Annotated in this window: 14 protein-coding genes and 1 tRNA gene; all 15 read right to left on the minus strand. The window is 66.3% G+C overall.

What is annotated here, in order from left to right; all coding sequences use genetic code 11:
- Nucleotides 1-13 precede the first annotated feature (13 nt).
- The 15 genes from nusA to HHAL_RS08885 all read right to left on the minus strand — a co-directional run bounded on the left by nusA (nt 14) and on the right by HHAL_RS08885 (nt 16,111).
- Nucleotides 14-1,519, minus strand: coding sequence for a transcription termination factor NusA (gene nusA, locus HHAL_RS08815; RefSeq protein ID WP_011814536.1), 1,506 nt, complete (start codon nt 1,517-1,519; stop codon nt 14-16).
- Between the two features lie 37 nt (nt 1,520-1,556).
- Nucleotides 1,557-2,012, minus strand: a complete 456-nt coding sequence (gene rimP / locus HHAL_RS08820; RefSeq protein ID WP_011814537.1) for a ribosome maturation factor RimP — start codon at nt 2,010-2,012, stop codon at nt 1,557-1,559.
- A gap of 229 nt (nt 2,013-2,241) precedes the next feature.
- Nucleotides 2,242-2,318 (minus strand) — tRNA-Met (locus HHAL_RS08825).
- 72 nt (nt 2,319-2,390) lie between these two features.
- A complete protein-coding gene (gene nuoN / locus HHAL_RS08830) occupies nt 2,391-3,845 on the minus strand; it encodes an NADH-quinone oxidoreductase subunit NuoN (protein ID WP_011814538.1) in 1,455 nt (484 codons plus the stop codon).
- A 13-nt stretch (nt 3,846-3,858) separates the two neighbouring features.
- Nucleotides 3,859-5,376 carry an NADH-quinone oxidoreductase subunit M gene (locus HHAL_RS08835; RefSeq protein WP_011814539.1) on the minus strand — a complete coding sequence of 506 codons (1,518 nt, stop codon included), beginning with the start codon at nt 5,374-5,376 and terminating at the stop codon, nt 3,859-3,861.
- A gap of 45 nt (nt 5,377-5,421) precedes the next feature.
- Nucleotides 5,422-7,392 carry an NADH-quinone oxidoreductase subunit L gene (gene nuoL / locus HHAL_RS08840; protein WP_011814540.1) on the minus strand — a complete coding sequence of 657 codons (1,971 nt, stop codon included), beginning with the start codon at nt 7,390-7,392 and terminating at the stop codon, nt 5,422-5,424.
- A 3-nt stretch (nt 7,393-7,395) separates the two neighbouring features.
- Nucleotides 7,396-7,701 carry an NADH-quinone oxidoreductase subunit NuoK gene (nuoK, locus tag HHAL_RS08845; protein ID WP_011814541.1) on the minus strand — a complete coding sequence of 102 codons (306 nt, stop codon included), beginning with the start codon at nt 7,699-7,701 and terminating at the stop codon, nt 7,396-7,398.
- 48 nt (nt 7,702-7,749) lie between these two features.
- Complete coding sequence (locus HHAL_RS08850) at nt 7,750-8,361, minus strand: NADH-quinone oxidoreductase subunit J (RefSeq protein WP_011814542.1); 612 nt, start codon at nt 8,359-8,361, stop codon at nt 7,750-7,752.
- Between the two features lie 16 nt (nt 8,362-8,377).
- Nucleotides 8,378-8,869: an NADH-quinone oxidoreductase subunit NuoI gene (nuoI, locus tag HHAL_RS08855; protein WP_011814543.1), complete on the minus strand. Its 492-nt coding sequence runs from the start codon at nt 8,867-8,869 to the stop codon at nt 8,378-8,380.
- A 13-nt stretch (nt 8,870-8,882) separates the two neighbouring features.
- Nucleotides 8,883-9,896, minus strand: coding sequence for an NADH-quinone oxidoreductase subunit NuoH (gene nuoH / locus HHAL_RS08860; protein ID WP_011814544.1), 1,014 nt, complete (start codon nt 9,894-9,896; stop codon nt 8,883-8,885).
- A gap of 33 nt (nt 9,897-9,929) precedes the next feature.
- Complete coding sequence (gene nuoG / locus HHAL_RS08865) at nt 9,930-12,317, minus strand: NADH-quinone oxidoreductase subunit NuoG (protein ID WP_011814545.1); 2,388 nt, start codon at nt 12,315-12,317, stop codon at nt 9,930-9,932.
- On the minus strand, nt 12,314-13,594 hold the full coding sequence (gene nuoF / locus HHAL_RS08870; RefSeq protein WP_011814546.1) for an NADH-quinone oxidoreductase subunit NuoF: 1,281 nt from the start codon (nt 13,592-13,594) through the stop codon (nt 12,314-12,316). Before nuoF ends, nuoG begins: the two co-directional genes overlap by 4 nt.
- A 21-nt stretch (nt 13,595-13,615) precedes the next feature.
- Nucleotides 13,616-14,113 (minus strand): NADH-quinone oxidoreductase subunit NuoE family protein, encoded by a 498-nt coding sequence (locus tag HHAL_RS08875; RefSeq protein WP_244857303.1) that lies wholly within the window; start codon nt 14,111-14,113, stop codon nt 13,616-13,618.
- Nucleotides 14,114-14,124: 11 nt separating this feature from the next.
- The gene (locus HHAL_RS08880) at nt 14,125-15,378 is read right to left on the minus strand and encodes an NADH-quinone oxidoreductase subunit D (RefSeq protein WP_011814548.1); all 1,254 of its coding nucleotides are present in this window, start codon (nt 15,376-15,378) and stop codon (nt 14,125-14,127) included.
- Nucleotides 15,371-16,111: an NADH-quinone oxidoreductase subunit C gene (locus HHAL_RS08885; protein ID WP_011814549.1), complete on the minus strand. Its 741-nt coding sequence runs from the start codon at nt 16,109-16,111 to the stop codon at nt 15,371-15,373. The genes HHAL_RS08880 and HHAL_RS08885 overlap by 8 nt, the downstream gene beginning before the upstream one ends.

Genomic DNA, 16,111 nt, shown 5'->3' on the forward strand with positions numbered 1-16,111 from the left:
TGACCCCTCTTTATCAGTCGGCGCGCTCGCCGCCCTCACTGGCTGCGAACCACGGCTCGCGGGCCTTCATGATCAGCTGTCCGGCCCGATCCTCGTCCATGCCTTCGACCTCCATCAGGTCGTCCACGGACTGATCGGCCAGGTCCTCGACCGTGGCGACACCGCGCTCGGCCAGGGCTTTCGCCGTCTGCTCATCCATCCCCTCAAGGGCCAGCAGCTCCTCGCTGGGCTGGTTCTCGTTGGCCTCCTCGGCAATCGCCTGGGCCAGGAGCACATCCCGGGCGCGACTGCGCAGGGCCTCGACGATGTCCTCGTCGAACTCCTCGATCTCCAGCAGCTCGGCGGTGGGCACGTAGGCCACCTCCTCGATGCTGGAAAAGCCTTCCTGGACCAGCACGCCGGCAACATCTTCATCGACGTCGAGGTGCTCGACGAACAACTGCACCAGCTCACCGGCTTCGCGCTCGCTCTTCGCCTCGGCCTCCTCGGCCGTCATCACGTTGAGTTCCCAGCCGGTGAGCTCGCTGGCCAGCCGCACGTTCTGCCCACCACGACCGATCGCCTGGGAGAGTTGCTCCTCGGCGACGGCGACATCCATGGCACCGCGGTCCTCATCGACCACGATGGACTCGACCTCGGCCGGCGCCAACGCGTTGATGACAAACTGAGCCGGGTTCTCATCCCAGGGGATAATATCGATCCGCTCGCCGCTGAGCTCGTTGGAGACTGCCTGCACGCGCGAGCCGCGCATACCCACGCAGGCCCCGACCGGATCGATGCGCGGATCCAGAGCCCGCACCGAGATCTTGGCGCGCATCCCCGGATCGCGGGCGGCGCCCAGGATCTCGATCAACCCCTGGCCGACTTCGGGCACCTCGATCTTGAAGAGCTCGACCAGAAACTCATTGGCCGTGCGGCTGACGAACAGTTGCGGCCCCCGCGGCTCTGAGCGGACGTCACGCAGGTAGCCGCGAATACGGTCGTTGGGTCGCACAGCCTCCCGCGGGATCAGATCTTCGCGGGAGACTAGAGCCTCGGTGTTCTCGCCCAGATCGATGATGGCGCTACCGCGCTCCATACGCTTGACCGAGCCGTTGACCAACTCGCCGATACGGTGCTGGTAAGCGTCAACGATCTGCGCCCGCTCGGCCTCGCGCACCTTCTGCACGATGACCTGCTTGGCAGTCTGCGCGGCGATGCGGCCGAAGTCGACCGATTCGATGGGCTCCTCGACATACCCGCCCACTTCGGCGTTCTCATCACGCTCCCGGGCACGCTCCAGGCTGATCTGGCGCTGCGGCTCCTCCACCGACTCTTCGTCGGGGACCACCTCCCAGCGCCGATAGGTGGCGTAATCGCCACTCTGCCGATCGACCGCAACGCGGGCGTCGATGTCCTCCAGATGGCGCTTGCGCGTGGCCGAGGCCAGGGCCGCCTCAATGGCCTCGAAGATCACCTCCCGGTCCACACCCTTCTCATTGGAGGTGGCCTCCACGACCAACAGGATTTCTTTACTCATGCCTCCGACTCCGCTGTTCTGCTGCGGCCGACGCCCTTCACGGCTCGAGATCCAGCCGCGCCCGGTCGATCAGCTCCAGGGGGATGCGCAGCTCGACCCCGTCGACATCGCGCACCCGCACGAATTCACCATCCAGTCCCAGCAGGACGCCCTTGACCCGGCGACGCCCCTCGTAGAGCTCCAGCAGGCGCAGCTTGATCCGCTCGCCGCTGAAGCGGTCGTAATCTGCCGACTTGAAGATCGGCCGGTCCAGCCCCGGCGAAGAGACCTCCAGGTTGTAGGCCCCCTCGATCGGGTCCTCGACGTCCAGCAACCCGCTGACCTGGTGGCTGACCGCTTCGCAATCCTCCAGGCGAATGCCCGCAGGCGTATCGATATAGACCCGCAGCGTGCGATTGCCCTTGGCCCCGGTCAGCTCGACACCGACCAGCTCGTAGCCCAGCCCGGTGACCGTCGGCTCTAGTAACGAGTGAAGCGTCTGGATCTGTGACATCCGGCACCACAAACAAAAAGAGGGCCCAAGGCCCTCCCCCGAGTCCGCCCGTCGGCGAACCGACGGCGGGCGTATCCAAAGAGCCTGCGAGCCCAACCGCCCTCGCAGCTTCAGCGAGCGATTATACACACGCGCCCGGGGACAAAAAAGCGCGCCCCGCCGTAGGACCAGCAGCGCCTGCCACTCAGGCGCGCATAAAAAAGGCGGCCAGCGGCCGCCTTCTCGGTGTTGGTAGCGGGGGCAGGATTTGAACCTGCGACCTTCGGGTTATGAGCCCGACGAGCTACCAGACTGCTCCACCCCGCAACTGTTAAAGGGGATTATACGGGGACCCTATGCAAACATCAAGCCGCTGCGCCCCCACTCCTCCCCGGCCCCCTAAAGGCCCAAAGCCGCCTGGCACAGCGCGATCAGGCGCTCCGGGAAGATCCCCAGCACCAGGACCGCGACGCCGTTGACCACCACGAGGCTGCGGATCGCCGAGGAGGCGCCGGGAGCCGGCAGCGTATCCGCATCCACCTCGGCCTCCGGGCGGTCGAAGTAGACGACCTTGAGAACCCGCAGGTAGTAGAAGGCGCCCACCACGGCCGCCACCACGGCAAAGATCGCCAGCGGGATATGGCCCGCCTCGACGGCGGCCTGGAGGACCAGGTATTTCGCGTAGAAGCCCACGGTACCGGGGATGCCCGTCATCGACACCAGCACCAGCAACAGCACGCCGGCGTAGACCGGGTGGCGCTCATTGAGCCCGCGCAGATCGGCAATCTCCTCGGCCTCGAAACCGGAGCGCGCCAACACCGTAATCATCCCGAAGGCGCCGGCCGCCATGATGCTGTAGGCGATTGTGTAGAACAGGGCCGCCGCATGACCGGCATCCGTCCCGGCCGTGAACCCAACCATGATGAAGCCGGCGTGGGCGATGGCCGAATAGGCCAGCATGCGCTTGAAGTTGGTCTGCACGATGGCGATCAGGTTGCCAACCAACAGCGAGGCGACGGCCAGGATCATCAGCATCGGCTCGAGCTGCTCGTGCATCGGCCCCAGCCCGTCAACGAGCAGGCGCATGAACAGCGCCACCGCCGCAACCTTGGGCGCGGTGCTCAGGAACAGCGTCACCGGCGTCGGGGCGCCCTGATAGACGTCCGGCACCCAGGCGTGGAACGGCGCGGCCCCGAGCTTGAAGGCCACGCCCACCAGCATGAACACCACGCCGAAGAGCAACATCAGCGGATCGGAGTGACGGCCGGCCACCTCGGCGATCACCGACAGCTCCAGGCTCGCCGTGGCGCCGTAGACCATCGACATGCCGTAGAGCAGGATCCCCGAGGCCAGCGAACCGAGGACGAAATATTTCATCGCCGCCTCGGCCGCCTGGCGCGAATCACGGTGGTAGGCCACCAGCGCGTAGAGCGCCAGCGACAGCAGCTCCAGGCCGAGGTAAAGGCTCAGCAGACTCCCCCCGGAGGCGATCACCAGCATGCCCAGGTTGGCGAACAGCGCCAGCAGGTAGAACTCCCCCTGGAGCAGGCCGCGGTCCCCCAGGTAGGGCCGCGTATAGGCCAGGGCGAGCACCGACAAGAGCGCTACGGAGGCCTTCACCACGGCACCCAGCGAATCGGCCATGTAGTGGCCCGAGAAGGTCACCTCGTTCACGCCCCACTGGGTACTCAGGGCCAGCACTGCGGTGACCAGCAGCGCTCCCTGGGTCAGGTAAAAGGTCGCGCTACGCCGGGGATCGCTGGAGAAGAGGTCCACCACCAGCACACCGCAGGTGGCCGCCAGCAACCAGATTTCCGGCAGCGCCAGGGAGAAATCGGGCGTCTCGAAGCTCATTGCCTCTCCTTCCTTACCGGGCAGCCGGGAGCGCTGCAGAGACGTCGTTCAACAACTCGACCAGGGTCGGCTCCGCCACGGCGACCAGCGCCTGCGGGTAGACGCCGACACCGATCACCAGCACCGCGAGCACGCCAAGCAGCAGGAACTCGCGCCGGTCGAGGTCGTTCAGAGCCGCCACCCGCTCATTGGCCACCGGCCCGAACACCACCCGCTTGACCAGCCACAGCGAGTAGGCAGCCCCCACGATCAGGGTCAGACCAGCGATGGCGGCGTACCAGAAACTGGCCTGGTAGCTGCCGAGGATGACCAGGAACTCGCCGACAAAGCCCGACGTCCCCGGGAGGCCCGCGTTGGCCATGGCAAAGACCACGAACAGGGCGCCGAAGATCGGCATGCGGTTGATCACCCCGCCGTAGTCGGCAATATTCCGGGTGTGCATCCGGTCGTAGAGCACCCCGACGCAGAGGAACAGCGCCGCCGAGATGAAACCGTGGGAGATGAGCTGGACGTAGCCGCCGGTCATCGCCATCAGCGCACCGTCCCCTGCCTCGGCACCCAACCCGGCCTGGAAGATCACGAAGAACCCAAGGGTGGCGAAGCCCATGTGGGCGATCGACGAGTAGGCGATCAGCCGCTTCATGTCTTCCTGCACCATCGCCACCAGACCGATGTAGACGATGGCGATCAGCGACATGGCAATGACCAGCCAGGCCAGCTCCTGGCTCGCTTCCGGTGCGATGGGCAGCGCAAAGCGCAGGAACCCGTAGGCCCCCATCTTCAGGGTGATCGCCGCCAGGATCACCGAACCCCCGGTCGGCGCCTCGGTGTGCGCGTCCGGCAGCCAGGTGTGCACCGGCCACATGGGCACCTTGACGGCGAAAGCCGCCAGCAGCGCCAGGAAGATCAGGATCTGCGCCTCCAGCCCGATGCTCAGGCCGTGGAAGTCGAGCACACCGAAGCTGCCCGCCTCCCAGCGCAGGTACAGGAAGGCGATGAGCATCAGCACGGAGCCGAGGAAGGTGTAGAGGAAGAACTTGATGGTCGCGTAGATGCGGTTGGCGCCGCCCCACATGCCGATGAGCAGGAACATCGGCACCAGCATCGCCTCCCAGAAGACGTAGAAGAGGATGGCGTCCAGCGCGGCGAAGACGCCGATCATCAACCCTTCCATGACCAGGAAGGCGCCCATGTACTGCGCCGGCCGGTAGGTGATGCCGCTGCGTCCGGCGATCACCACCAGCAGCGTTGCAAAGGCGGTCAGCACCACCAGCGGCATCGAGATCCCGTCCACACCGAGGTGGTAATGGATGTCGAAGGTCGGCACCCAGTCGCGCTTCTCCACGAACTGCATGCCGCCCCCGGGCTCGAAGGCGAACCAGAGGACCAGGCTGAACAGGAATGTCAGCCCCGCCACACCGGTGGCCAATTCCCGGACCGCCACCTCCGAGCGCCGGCCCACCGCCAGCACCGCGGCACCGCCGAGGATCGGCAGCCAGATAATCAGGCTAAGCAACCAACCGTCGAACATCCGTTCTTCCCCTGCGTTCTTGCGCGTCCGTCCCGAAGCCGCGCACTAGGCGAACAGCGTTCGCACAACGAAGAATGAGATCAGCAGCAGCACGCCGATGACCATGACGAAGGCGTAGTGGTACAGGTACCCGGTCTGCGAGTACCGCGCCCCGGCGGCGATACGACCGATCAAACGGGCCGTACCGTTGACCAGCAGCCCGTCGATCAGCCAGCGATCCCCGGCCTTCGACAGCAGGCCGGCGAACGCCCGACCGCCATCCGTGAAGCCGCGGATATAGAGCCAGTCGAACCCGTACTTGTGCTCGAGCACCCGCTCCAGCGGCCGCAGGGGCGCCACCACCTGTGCCCGCAGGTCGGGGCGGCGCAGGTAGAGCAGCCAGGCGACGAAGACCCCGGCCAGCACCAGGTAGAGCACCGGTGTCACCAGCGCGTGGGCCATGAAGCCCAGCACGCCGTTATATCCTTCGGCCAGGCGGTCCAGCCCGGTCTGTTCGGCGAGCACGCGGATCGAGCCATCGGCGTAGAAGAAATCGCCCATGACCATCGGCCCGAAGGTGAACAGGCCGATCAGCACCGAGGGCACAGCCAGCAACACCAGCGGTACGGTAACCACCAGTGGGCTCTCATGCAGATGCTTGCGGGCGTGCTCGTCCATGCGCTCCTCGCCGTGAAAGACCATGAACAGCAGCCGGAAACTGTAGAGCGCAGTGACGAAGACGCCGAGCACCAGCAACCAGTAGGCGAAGGTCGCCCAGCCCCCGGCGGAGTACCCCACGGCCTCGATGATGGCGTCCTTGGAGAAGAAACCGGAGAAGCCCGGGATGCCGATCAGCGCCAGGGTGCCGAGCAGCATGGCGACATAGGTCACCGGCATGTACTTGGCCAGCCCCCCCATCTTGCGCATGTCCTGCTCGTGATGCAGGGCGATGATGACCGACCCGGCACCGAGGAAGAGCAGCGCCTTGAAGAAGGCGTGGGTGAACAGATGGAAGACACCGGCGGCGTAGGCCGAGACGCCCAAGGCGGCGACCATGTAGCCGAGTTGCGAGAGCGTCGAATAGGCGATGACCCGCTTGATGTCGTTCTGCACCAGGCCGATCAGCCCCATGAAGAAGGCCGTCAGCGCACCGACCACCAGGACCACGGTCAGCGCCACGGTGGACAGCTCGAAGACCGGCGACATGCGGGCGACCAGGAAGATGCCGGCGGTCACCATGGTGGCGGCGTGGATTAGGGCCGAGATGGGCGTCGGGCCCTCCATGGAGTCGGGCAGCCACACGTGGAGCGGGACCTGGGCCGACTTGCCCATGCAGCCGATGAAGATCAGCAGCGCGGCGACCGTCACCAGGCTCCACTCGGCGGCGCCGAAGAGGTTCAGCGTCCGGCCGGGATCGGCTTCCACCGCCGCGAAGATCTCGCCGTAGTGGAGCGTACCGAAGGCCCCGGCGAGCACGGCGATCCCCAGCAGCAGCCCCAGGTCGCCCACACGATTAACCAGGAACGCCTTGAGGTTGGCGAAGATGGCGCTCTCGCGGGTGTACCAGAAGCCGATCAGCAGGTACGAGACCAGGCCGACGGCCTCCCAGGCAAAGAACAGCTGCAGCAGGTTGTTCGCCATGACCAGCATCAGCATGGCGAAGGTGAACAGCGCGATGTAGCTGAAAAACCGCTGATAGCCTGGGTCGTCGTGCATGTAGCCGATGGTGTAGATATGAACCATCAGCGCGACAAAGGTCACGGTGGCCATCATCACCGCGGTGAGCCGGTCGACCAGGAAGCCGATCTCGAAGCTCAGGTCGCCCACCGAGGCCCACGTGTAGACGGTGAAGTCCACCGGCTCCAGGTCGCCCCAGATCAGGCCGTAGAGCACCCAGAACGACAGGGCACAGGAGATGGCGACACCGAGAATGGTCACCCAGTGGGCGCCGGCACGGCCGACCCAGCCGCCGGCCAGGCCGGCGATGGCAGCCGCGGCCAGCGGGAAGAGGACGATGGCGTAGAGGACCGTCTCCATGGCTTACCCCTTCATCGCATCCATGGCGGCGACGTTGATGTCACCGCGTGAACGGAACAGGACCACGACGATGGCCAGACCGATGGCCGCCTCCGCCGCCGCCACCGTGAGGATGAAGAAGACGAAGATCTGCCCGGCCATATCCTCCAGATAGGCGGAGAAGCCGATGAAGTTGATGTTGACGGCGAGCAGGATCAGCTCGATGCACATCAACAGCAGGATCACGTTCTTCCGGTTGAGGAAGATGCCTGCCACGCCGAGGGAGAACAGCAACGCCCCCAGGATCAGGAAATCGGACAGCTCGATCATTGGGCCTTCCCGCTTGCCTTCGCTAGTCGTTTGCCCGGCTTCGGGCCCTTAGTTCTGCCTATGGTCCTGCCGCCGCGAGGACTTCATGCGCACCAGACGCAGGCGGTCGTCCTTCTTCACCGACAGCTGCCGGGACACGTCCTGCTTATGCGTCCCCTCGCGCCGGCGCAGCGTCAGGGTGATCGCGGCGACGATGGCCAGCAGCAGGATCACCGCCGCGATCTCGAACGGGTAGACGTAGACCGTGTACAGCACCCCACCGATGGCCTGGATGTTGTTCACGTCTGCCGCCGGCTCGGGGATCGTGCCGCTGATCAGATCCGCCCGCTCCGAGACGATGACCGCCACCAGCTGCGCGGCCATCAGCACTGCGACCAGGGCCCCCACCGGGAGGTACCGCGTGAACCCCTCGCGCATCGGGGCGATGTTGATATCGAGCATCATCAGCACGAAGAGGAAGAGCACCATCACCGCGCCGACGTAGACGAGCACCAGCGCGATCCCCAGGAATTCGGCACCGGCAAGTACCCAGATCACCGCGGCGTTGAAGAACGCGAGCACCAGGAACAACGCCGCGTGGACCGGGTTGCGCACCGAGATCACCATGGTCGCTGCGAACAGCAGCACCCCGGCGAAGATGTAGAAGATCACCTGTTCCATAAGCCCGAGGCTCCCATTACCGGTAGGGCGCATCGGCGGCGCGATCGGCCGCCAGCTGGCTCTCGTACTTGTCACCCATGGCCAGCAACTTCTGCTTATCGGCGACCCGCTCGTCACGACGCTCCATGTGGAAGGTGTCGAGCCGGGTCAGGACGATGGAGTCCACCGGGCACGACTCCTCGCAGAAGCCGCAGTAGATGCACTTGAACATGTCGATGTCGTAGCGAGTGGTTCGCCGCGTGCCGTCGGCGCGCTGGTGCGAATCAATGGTGATCGCCAGCGCCGGGCACACCGCCTCGCAGAGCTTGCAGGCGATGCAGCGCTCCTCGCCGTTGGGGTAGCGGCGCAGGGCGAGGTGCCCCCGGAATCGCGGCGACTTCGGCGCCCGCTCCTCCGGGAACTCCAGCGTGATACTGCGCCGGAATACCATGTGGCGCGCAGTCAGCCGCAGCCCGCGCAGCAGCTCCGTGAACAGGAAGCTGTTCAGATAGTCGTTCAGCGGTCTCATGACCGTACCCCCATCAGAACCAAGGACCGACGCCGCCGTAGACCAGGCCAGTCAGCACCACCAGCCACACCACGGTGCCCGGGATCAGAACCTTCCAGCCCAGCCGCATGAGCTGGTCGTAGCGGTAGCGCGGGAAGGTAGCGCGGAACCACAGATAGCAGAAGGCGAAGAAAGCGGCCTTCGCGAACAGCCACACGATCCCGGGGACCCAGTCAAAGGCCGGCCCGAGGACCGGCAGCCCCTCGAAGGGTGAGTGCCAACCGCCCAGGAACAGGGTCGCCGCCAGGAACGAGATCAACAGCATGTTGGCGTACTCGGCCAGGAAAAAGACCGCAAAGGCCATCCCCGAGTACTCCACGTGGAACCCGGCGACGATCTCCGACTCACCCTCGGCGATGTCGAACGGTGCCCGGTTGGTCTCGGCCACGCCCGAGATCCAGTAGATCAGGAACAGGGGCAACAACGGCAGCCAGAACCACTCCCAAAAAGGGCCAGCCTGGGCATGGACGATGCCGCTCAGGTTCATAGTCCCGGCAGCGATCAGCACGCCCACCAACGCGAAACCCATCGCGATCTCATAGGAGACGACCTGAGCCGAGGCCCGCAGCGTACCGAGCAGGGCGTACTTGGAGTTGGAAGCCCAACCGGCGATGATCAATCCGTACACGCCCAGCGAGGTCATCGCCAGGATGTAGAGCAGCCCCGCATTGATGTCCGCAACCACCAGGCCATCATCGAAGGGGATCACCGCCCAGGCCGCCAGCGCCGGCATGATGGCCATCGCCGGTGCGATCAGGAACAGCGTCCGGCTGGCGTAGGTGGGGATGGTGATCTCTTTGAACAGGAGCTTCAGCGCATCGGCAATGGGCTGCAGCAACCCGCGGGGGCCGACGCGGTTAGGCCCGCGGCGATCCTGCATGTGGCCAATCACCCGCCGCTCGACGTAGGTGAAATAGGCCACGGCCAGGAACAGCGGGATCAGGACGGCCCAGATCTTGGCGAACTGCCAGAAGAGTGTCTCGTACATGCCCTCGATCGTCCTTTTCTGCGGCCCTGCGGCCTAGAGCGCTTCCAGCGAGACGGTCCCGTACGGGCCGCCGAGCGCCGCGCGCTCATCCAGCCCGGCGGGGATCCAGGCCACGCCTGCCGGCACGGCGTCGTCGACGACCAGCGGCAATTCCGCCACCCCGCTGTCCGAACGCACCCGGACGCAGCGCGGCTGCGCCTCGGAAAACCCGAGTTCGGCGGCCGTCTGCGCAGCCAGCACCACCTCGGCTCGACCGGCGATCGGTGCCTGCTGCAGCGGCAAGGAACGGCGCACCAGCGGGTCGCCGGCATAGATCGGCACCCCACCGGCCAGCGCCAGACCCTGCCCAGGGGACGCCGGAGCGGTCACCGCCCTGGCCGGATACCGGGAGCCAGGCTCCAGATCCCGACACAGACCGGCGAGCTCGCCGTATACGTCGGCGATGTCGTTGTACTCGAAACGCTCCAGCCCCAAAACCGTGCCCAGGGCACGCAGGATTCGCCAGCCGGGCCGTGCCTCACCCTGAGGCTCGGCGACCCCGCGGCAACTTTGCCAGCGGCCTTCGTTGTTGACGTAGGTGCCGGCGCTCTCGCCGAATGCCCCCATCGGCAGCAGGACGTCGGCCTGGGCGCGCAGTTGTTCATCCGCGAAGGCGGTCACCGCCACCACCTCCTCGGCTTGCTCCATCGCCTGCCGGGCGGCTTGCGGATCCCACAGGTCGCGGGTCGGCTCCACATTCAACAAGAGATAACCCTTGAGGCCGGCGCGCAGCATGCCGTCGGCACTGCGCCCCGCCGGTCGTGCCGGCGCACCGCCGGCCTCACGGTGCGGCACCGCGCCGGCGACCCAGCCGCCGGCGGTATTGCCAGCCTCGGCGAGGACCCCCAGACGACCGTTGGCCAGCTCCGCGATGCAACCGCCCAATGCCCGCAGCGCTGCACCCTGTGGATGGCTGTTCGCCAGGCTGCCGAGCAGGACCGTGGGCCGCTCGGCCGCAGCCAGCCGGCGCGCAACCTCCCGGGCGGAGTCGGTCACCGGGCCGGCCACCTCGGCCAGCCCCTCCGGCAGCGCACGCCCTGACCCCTCGGCCAGGGCCGCCGCCACGGCACCGAGCTCGGCGACCAGCTGCGCCGGCGCCACGGCCCGCTCCACAGCCAGCGGCAGGTTCCAGTCGAAGCGCCGGGGGTTGAGGGCCATGACCTGAGCGCCCGCCCGGGCCGCCTTGCGCAGGCGGTGATGGATCAGTGGCTGCTCGTGTCGGGTGTACGCGCCAACCAGCAGCGCGGCGTCCACCTGCTCCAGCTCGGCGATGCTCTGCCCCAGATACGGGAAGGGCGGCGCCTGCTCCTGGTCGGAGGTGTCCACCTCGCGCAGGCGGTGGTCGACGTTGCCGCTGCCCAGCCCACGCAGCAGGCGCGCGGCCAGATAGAGCTCCTCCAGGGTCGCGCTCGGCGCCAGCAGTCCACCGAGCGCATCGGTCCCGTGGCGCTGGACGACGCCCTGCAGGGCGCCCGCGGCGCGATCCAGGGCGGTCTCCCAGGGCACCTCGTGCCAACGGCCGTCGCGCTTGAGCATGGGCCGTTCGAGCCGATCGGCGTGCTCAACCCCCTCGATGGCGAAGCGGTCGCGGTCAGCGATCCACGTCTCGTTGACGGCCTCGTTCTCACGCGGCACGACGCGCTGGATCCGTCCCCGCAGGGTGTGCAGGGCCAGATTCGACCCCACCCCGTCGTGAGGAGAGACCGCCGGGAAGCTGAGCAACTCCCAGGGGCGGGCGCGGAAGCGAAACGGCTTATTGGTCAGCGCCCCCACCGGGCAAACATCGACCACATTGGCCGAGAGCTCCGAGTTCAGGCCGGATTCGACATACGTCGAGATCTCGGTGTGCTCCCCACGGCCCATACCACCGAGCTCCTTCTGCCCGGCGACCTCGTCGAGGAAACGGACGCAGCGCGTGCAGTGGATGCAACGCGTCATCTCGGTAGCAACCAGCGGCCCGAGGTCTTCGTCGGCCACCGCCCGCTTGCCCTCGGTGAAGCGTGAAATACCGCGGCCATACCCCATGGAGAGGTCCTGCAGTTCGCACTCGCCGCCCTGATCACAGATCGGGCAATCGAGCGGGTGGTTGATCAGCAGGAACTCCATGACGCCGCGCTGCGCCTTGATGGCCGTTTCCGACGCAGTGCGCACCACCATGCCGTCGGCCACCGAGGTCGCGCAGGCCGGCAGCGGCTTGGGCGCCTTCTCGACCTCGACCAGGCACATCCGGCAGTTGGCCACCACGGAGAGGTGCTTGTGATAGCAGAACCGCGGGATGTGGATCCCATGACGGTCGGTGGCCTGAATCAGCATCTCGCCCTTGCGGGCCTCGATGGAGCAGCCATCGACCTCGATGGTGACCGTCTCCTCGTTCGCACTCATGCCGCCGCCTCCACCGGGGATCGACCGTGCTCGATGTAGTGTTCGAACTCGTGCCGGAAATGCTGAATGAAACTCTGCACAGGCGTGGCCGCCGCTTCGCCGAAGGCGCAGATGGTGTGCCCGGCGATCTGTCCCGGCACCTCTTCGAGCATGCGCAGGTCGTCGTAGGTACCACGGCCCTCGTAGATCCGCTGGACCGCGCGGTACAGCCAGCCCGTGCCCTCACGACACGGCGTACACTGCCCGCACGACTCGGCGTAATAGAAGCGCGTGATCCGGGCGAGAATGCGCACCATATCCGTGGTCTCGTCTATCACGACGACGGCGCCGGAACCGAGCATCGAGCCAGCAGCAGCGATGCTGTCGTAGTCCATATCGGTCTCGAGCATCGTCTCGCCGGGCACCACCGGCGTGGAACTCCCCCCCGGGATCACCGCCTTGAGCCGATGGCCCGCCCGCACGCCGCCGGCCATCTCCAGCAGCTCGCGGAAGGGCGTGCCCATGGGGATCTCGTAGTTGCCCGGACACGCCACGTGCCCGGAGACCGAGAAGATCTTCTCGCCACCGTTATTGGGCTTGCCGAGGTTGAGGAACCACTCGGCCCCGTTGCGGATCACCGCCGGCACCGAGGCAAGGGTCTCGGTGTTGTTGATCGTCGTCGGCTTCCCGTAGATACCGACTTGCGCCGGGAACGGCGGCTTGTAGCGAGGCTGGCCTTTCTTGCCCTCGAGCGACTCCATCAGCGCCGACTCCTCGCCGCAGATGTAGGCGCCGGCGCCGTAGTGGTTGTGCAGCTCGAAATCGAACCCGGAGCCGAGGATATCCCGCCCCAGGTAGCCGGCCTTGCGGGCCTCGGCGACGGCCTGTTCCATGCGCTCGAAGGGCTCGTGGTGGAACTCGCCGCGCAGATAGTTGTACCCGACGGTCGCCCCCATGGCATAGCCGGCGATGATCATCCCCTCGACCACCGCGTGGGGGTTGAAGCGCAGGATGTCGTGATCCTTGCAGGTCCCCGGCTCCGATTCGTCGGAGTTACAGATCAGGTACTTCTGCCCGGCACGGTCGCGTGGCATGAACCCCCACTTGATCCCGGGCGGGAAACCGGCGCCACCGCGCCCGCGCAGGGCGCTCTGCTTGACCTCGTCGACGACCTCCTGGGGCGACATGGGCGTGCGCAGCACGCGCTCGAGGGCCCTGTAACCACCTACCTTGCGGTAGGTCTCCAGGCTCCACGGCTCGTCATAGCCCAGGGTCGTATAACAAACTTGGTTGACCATGACCCCTCCGCGCCCTGCGGCTCAGCTCAGCCCGTCGAGGATCTCGTCGATCCGCTCGCGGGTCAGATGGGTGTAGTAGTGCCCGTCGACGACCATCATCGGCGCCCGCGTACAGGCGGCCAGGCACTCCTCTTCGCGCACCAGCGTGATGCGCCCGTCCGGCGTGGTCTCACCCAAACGGATGCCGAGCTTTTCCTCGGCGTACGCCACCAGCTCGTCGGCGCCGTTGAGGCAGCACGAGATGTTGGTGCAGAAATTCACCTTGTGTCGTCCCACCGGCTCATCGAGGTGGAACATGGAATAGAAGGTCGCCACCTCGAAGGCGCTGGCCCGGGGCATGCCGATATAGTCCGCCGCCGCCGCCACGTGGCTGCGCTCCAGCCAGCCGCCGTTGTCGTCCTGCAGGATATGCAGCGCCGGAATGATGGCCGATGCCCGGCCCTGTTCGTCATCGGGATACTTGGCCAGCCAATGATCGATACGCCGGCGCTGATCCGCGTTCAGGATCTCTGCTTCCACCGTCCGCTCCGTCACCGGTCCACCTCCCCGAAGACCACATCCAGCGAGCCGATCAAGGTCACCACATCGGCCAACATGTAGCCGCGAATCATCTCGTCGGTAGCCGCCAAGTGGTAATAGCACGGCGGCCGAACCTTGAGCCGGTACGGCTTGTTGGCACCGTCCGAGATCAAGTAGACCCCGAACTCGCCCTTCGGCGCCTCGACCGCCGCGTACACCTCGCCGGGGGGCGTGCAGTACCCCTCGGTAAAGAGCTTGAAGTGATGGATGAGGGACTCCATGTCGTCCTTCATCTCTTCCCGGGTCGGCGGCGTGACCTTGGGATCGTCGATACGCACCGGACCCGGGTTGGCTCGCAGCCAATCCACGCACTGCTTGATGATGCGCACCGACTGGCGCATCTCCTCGACGCGCACCAGGTAGCGGTCGTAGGAGTCGCCGTTGACGCCGACCGGGATGTCGAAATCGACCCGGTCGTAGGCAGCGTAGGGTTGCTTTTTGCGCAGGTCCCAAGCCACCCCGGAACCGCGCAGCAGGGGACCCGTGAACCCGAGCTCCACGGCGCGCTCGGCGGAGACCGGGCAGATGTCCACCAGCCGCTGCTTCCAGATCCGGTTCTCAGTCAGCAGCGTCTCGTACTCATCCACGCAGGCCGGGAAGCGCTCGCAAAAATCGTCCAGGAAGTCGAGCACCGAACCCTCCCGGGCGCGGTTCATCTCGCGCAGCTCTTTGTCGCTGCGGTAGGCCGAGGGCTCGTACTTCGGCATCTGATCCGGGAGATCCCGGTGCACCCCGCCGGGCCGGTAGTAGGTCGCGTGCATCCGCGCGCCGGAGACCGCCTCGTAGACATCCATGAGGTCTTCCCGCTCGCGGAAGGTGTACAGGAACGCGGTCATGGCACCGACGTCGAGGCCGTGCCCGCCCAACCACATCAAGTGATTCAGGATGCGGGTGACCTCGTCCATCATCGTGCGGATGTACTGCGCCCGCAGCGGCGGCTCGATCCCCAAAAGCTTCTCGATGGCGCGCACGTAGCCGTGCTCGTTGCACATCATCGAGACGTAGTCGAGCCGGTCCATGTAGCCGATGGACTGGTTGTAAGGCTTGGACTCGGCCAGCTTTTCGGTGGCCCGGTGCAGCAAACCGATGTGGGGGTCGGCACGGCGCACCGCCTCCCCCTCCATCTCCAGCACCAAGCGCAACACCCCGTGGGCGGCCGGGTGCTGCGGGCCGAAGTTCAGGGTGTAGCTCTGGAACTCAGCCATCGGCTTGTCCCTCCGTGCCTTCCGCCTTCTGCGGTGCGGCATAGCGGTTGTCTTCACGGATGACCCGCGGCACCAGCACCCGCGGCTCGATCTCCACCGGGCCGTAGACCACACGGCCTTTTTCGGGGTCGTAGCGCGGCTCGACGTTGCCGATCAGCGGGAAGTCCTTACGGAACGGATGACCCACGAAGCCGTAATCGGTCAGGATGCGGCGCAGGTCCGGATGGCCTTCGAAAACAATGCCGTAGAGGTCGAAGGCCTCCCGCTCGGCCCAGTTGGCGCAGGGCCAGATGCCGGTTACCGACGGCAGGACCGGGAGGTCGTCGTCTTCGGCGAAGCAGCGCACGCGTAGACGGTGGTTGTGGGTCAGCGACAGCAGCTGATAGACCGCCGCGAAGCGCCGACCGGTCTGCTCCTCGATCGACTGCACACCGTAGATGCCGGTCAGGCCCAAGCGCCCGAAGCCCGGCTCCGTAACGCCGCGGCTGAAGCCCGTGCCGGTCGCCGACTCGGTGATCCACTCGTCCTGGCCGTAAGCCGCGTAATCAACCCCGGCAACATCGGAAAGCTGCTCGAAGCGCCACTCGGCACCGTCTCGCAGTTCGGTCATGACCGCCAGCAGGTCGGCAGGCCGGACGTCTGCCGTCACCTCGCCGCGCTCGAGCCAGCAATCGGTCAAACGGCCACCGAAATGGCCGCGGAGCTGCTCTAAGAGGCTCTCGGGCTCAGCCAT

This window comes from Halorhodospira halophila SL1, assembly GCF_000015585.1.
In the GTDB taxonomy this organism is placed as follows: domain Bacteria; phylum Pseudomonadota; class Gammaproteobacteria; order Nitrococcales; family Halorhodospiraceae; genus Halorhodospira; species Halorhodospira halophila.

Excerpts from the sequence above, each read along its gene's own strand:
- nusA (WP_011814536.1), bottom strand. The coding sequence starts at position 1,519 with ATGAGTAAAGAAATCCTGTTGGTCGTGGAGGCCACCTCCAATGAGAAG.
- rimP (WP_011814537.1), bottom strand. The coding sequence starts at position 2,012 with ATGTCACAGATCCAGACGCTTCACTCGTTACTAGAGCCGACGGTCACC.
- nuoN (WP_011814538.1), bottom strand. The coding sequence starts at position 3,845 with ATGAGCTTCGAGACGCCCGATTTCTCCCTGGCGCTGCCGGAAATCTGG.
- HHAL_RS08835 (WP_011814539.1), bottom strand. The coding sequence starts at position 5,376 with ATGTTCGACGGTTGGTTGCTTAGCCTGATTATCTGGCTGCCGATCCTC.
- nuoL (WP_011814540.1), bottom strand. The coding sequence starts at position 7,392 with ATGGAGACGGTCCTCTACGCCATCGTCCTCTTCCCGCTGGCCGCGGCT.
- nuoK (WP_011814541.1), bottom strand. The coding sequence starts at position 7,701 with ATGATCGAGCTGTCCGATTTCCTGATCCTGGGGGCGTTGCTGTTCTCC.
- HHAL_RS08850 (WP_011814542.1), bottom strand. The coding sequence starts at position 8,361 with ATGGAACAGGTGATCTTCTACATCTTCGCCGGGGTGCTGCTGTTCGCA.
- nuoI (WP_011814543.1), bottom strand. The coding sequence starts at position 8,869 with ATGAGACCGCTGAACGACTATCTGAACAGCTTCCTGTTCACGGAGCTG.
- nuoH (WP_011814544.1), bottom strand. The coding sequence starts at position 9,896 with ATGTACGAGACACTCTTCTGGCAGTTCGCCAAGATCTGGGCCGTCCTG.
- nuoG (WP_011814545.1), bottom strand. The coding sequence starts at position 12,317 with ATGAGTGCGAACGAGGAGACGGTCACCATCGAGGTCGATGGCTGCTCC.
- nuoF (WP_011814546.1), bottom strand. The coding sequence starts at position 13,594 with ATGGTCAACCAAGTTTGTTATACGACCCTGGGCTATGACGAGCCGTGG.
- HHAL_RS08880 (WP_011814548.1), bottom strand. The coding sequence starts at position 15,378 with ATGGCTGAGTTCCAGAGCTACACCCTGAACTTCGGCCCGCAGCACCCG.
- HHAL_RS08885 (WP_011814549.1), bottom strand. The coding sequence starts at position 16,111 with ATGGCTGAGCCCGAGAGCCTCTTAGAGCAGCTCCGCGGCCATTTCGGT.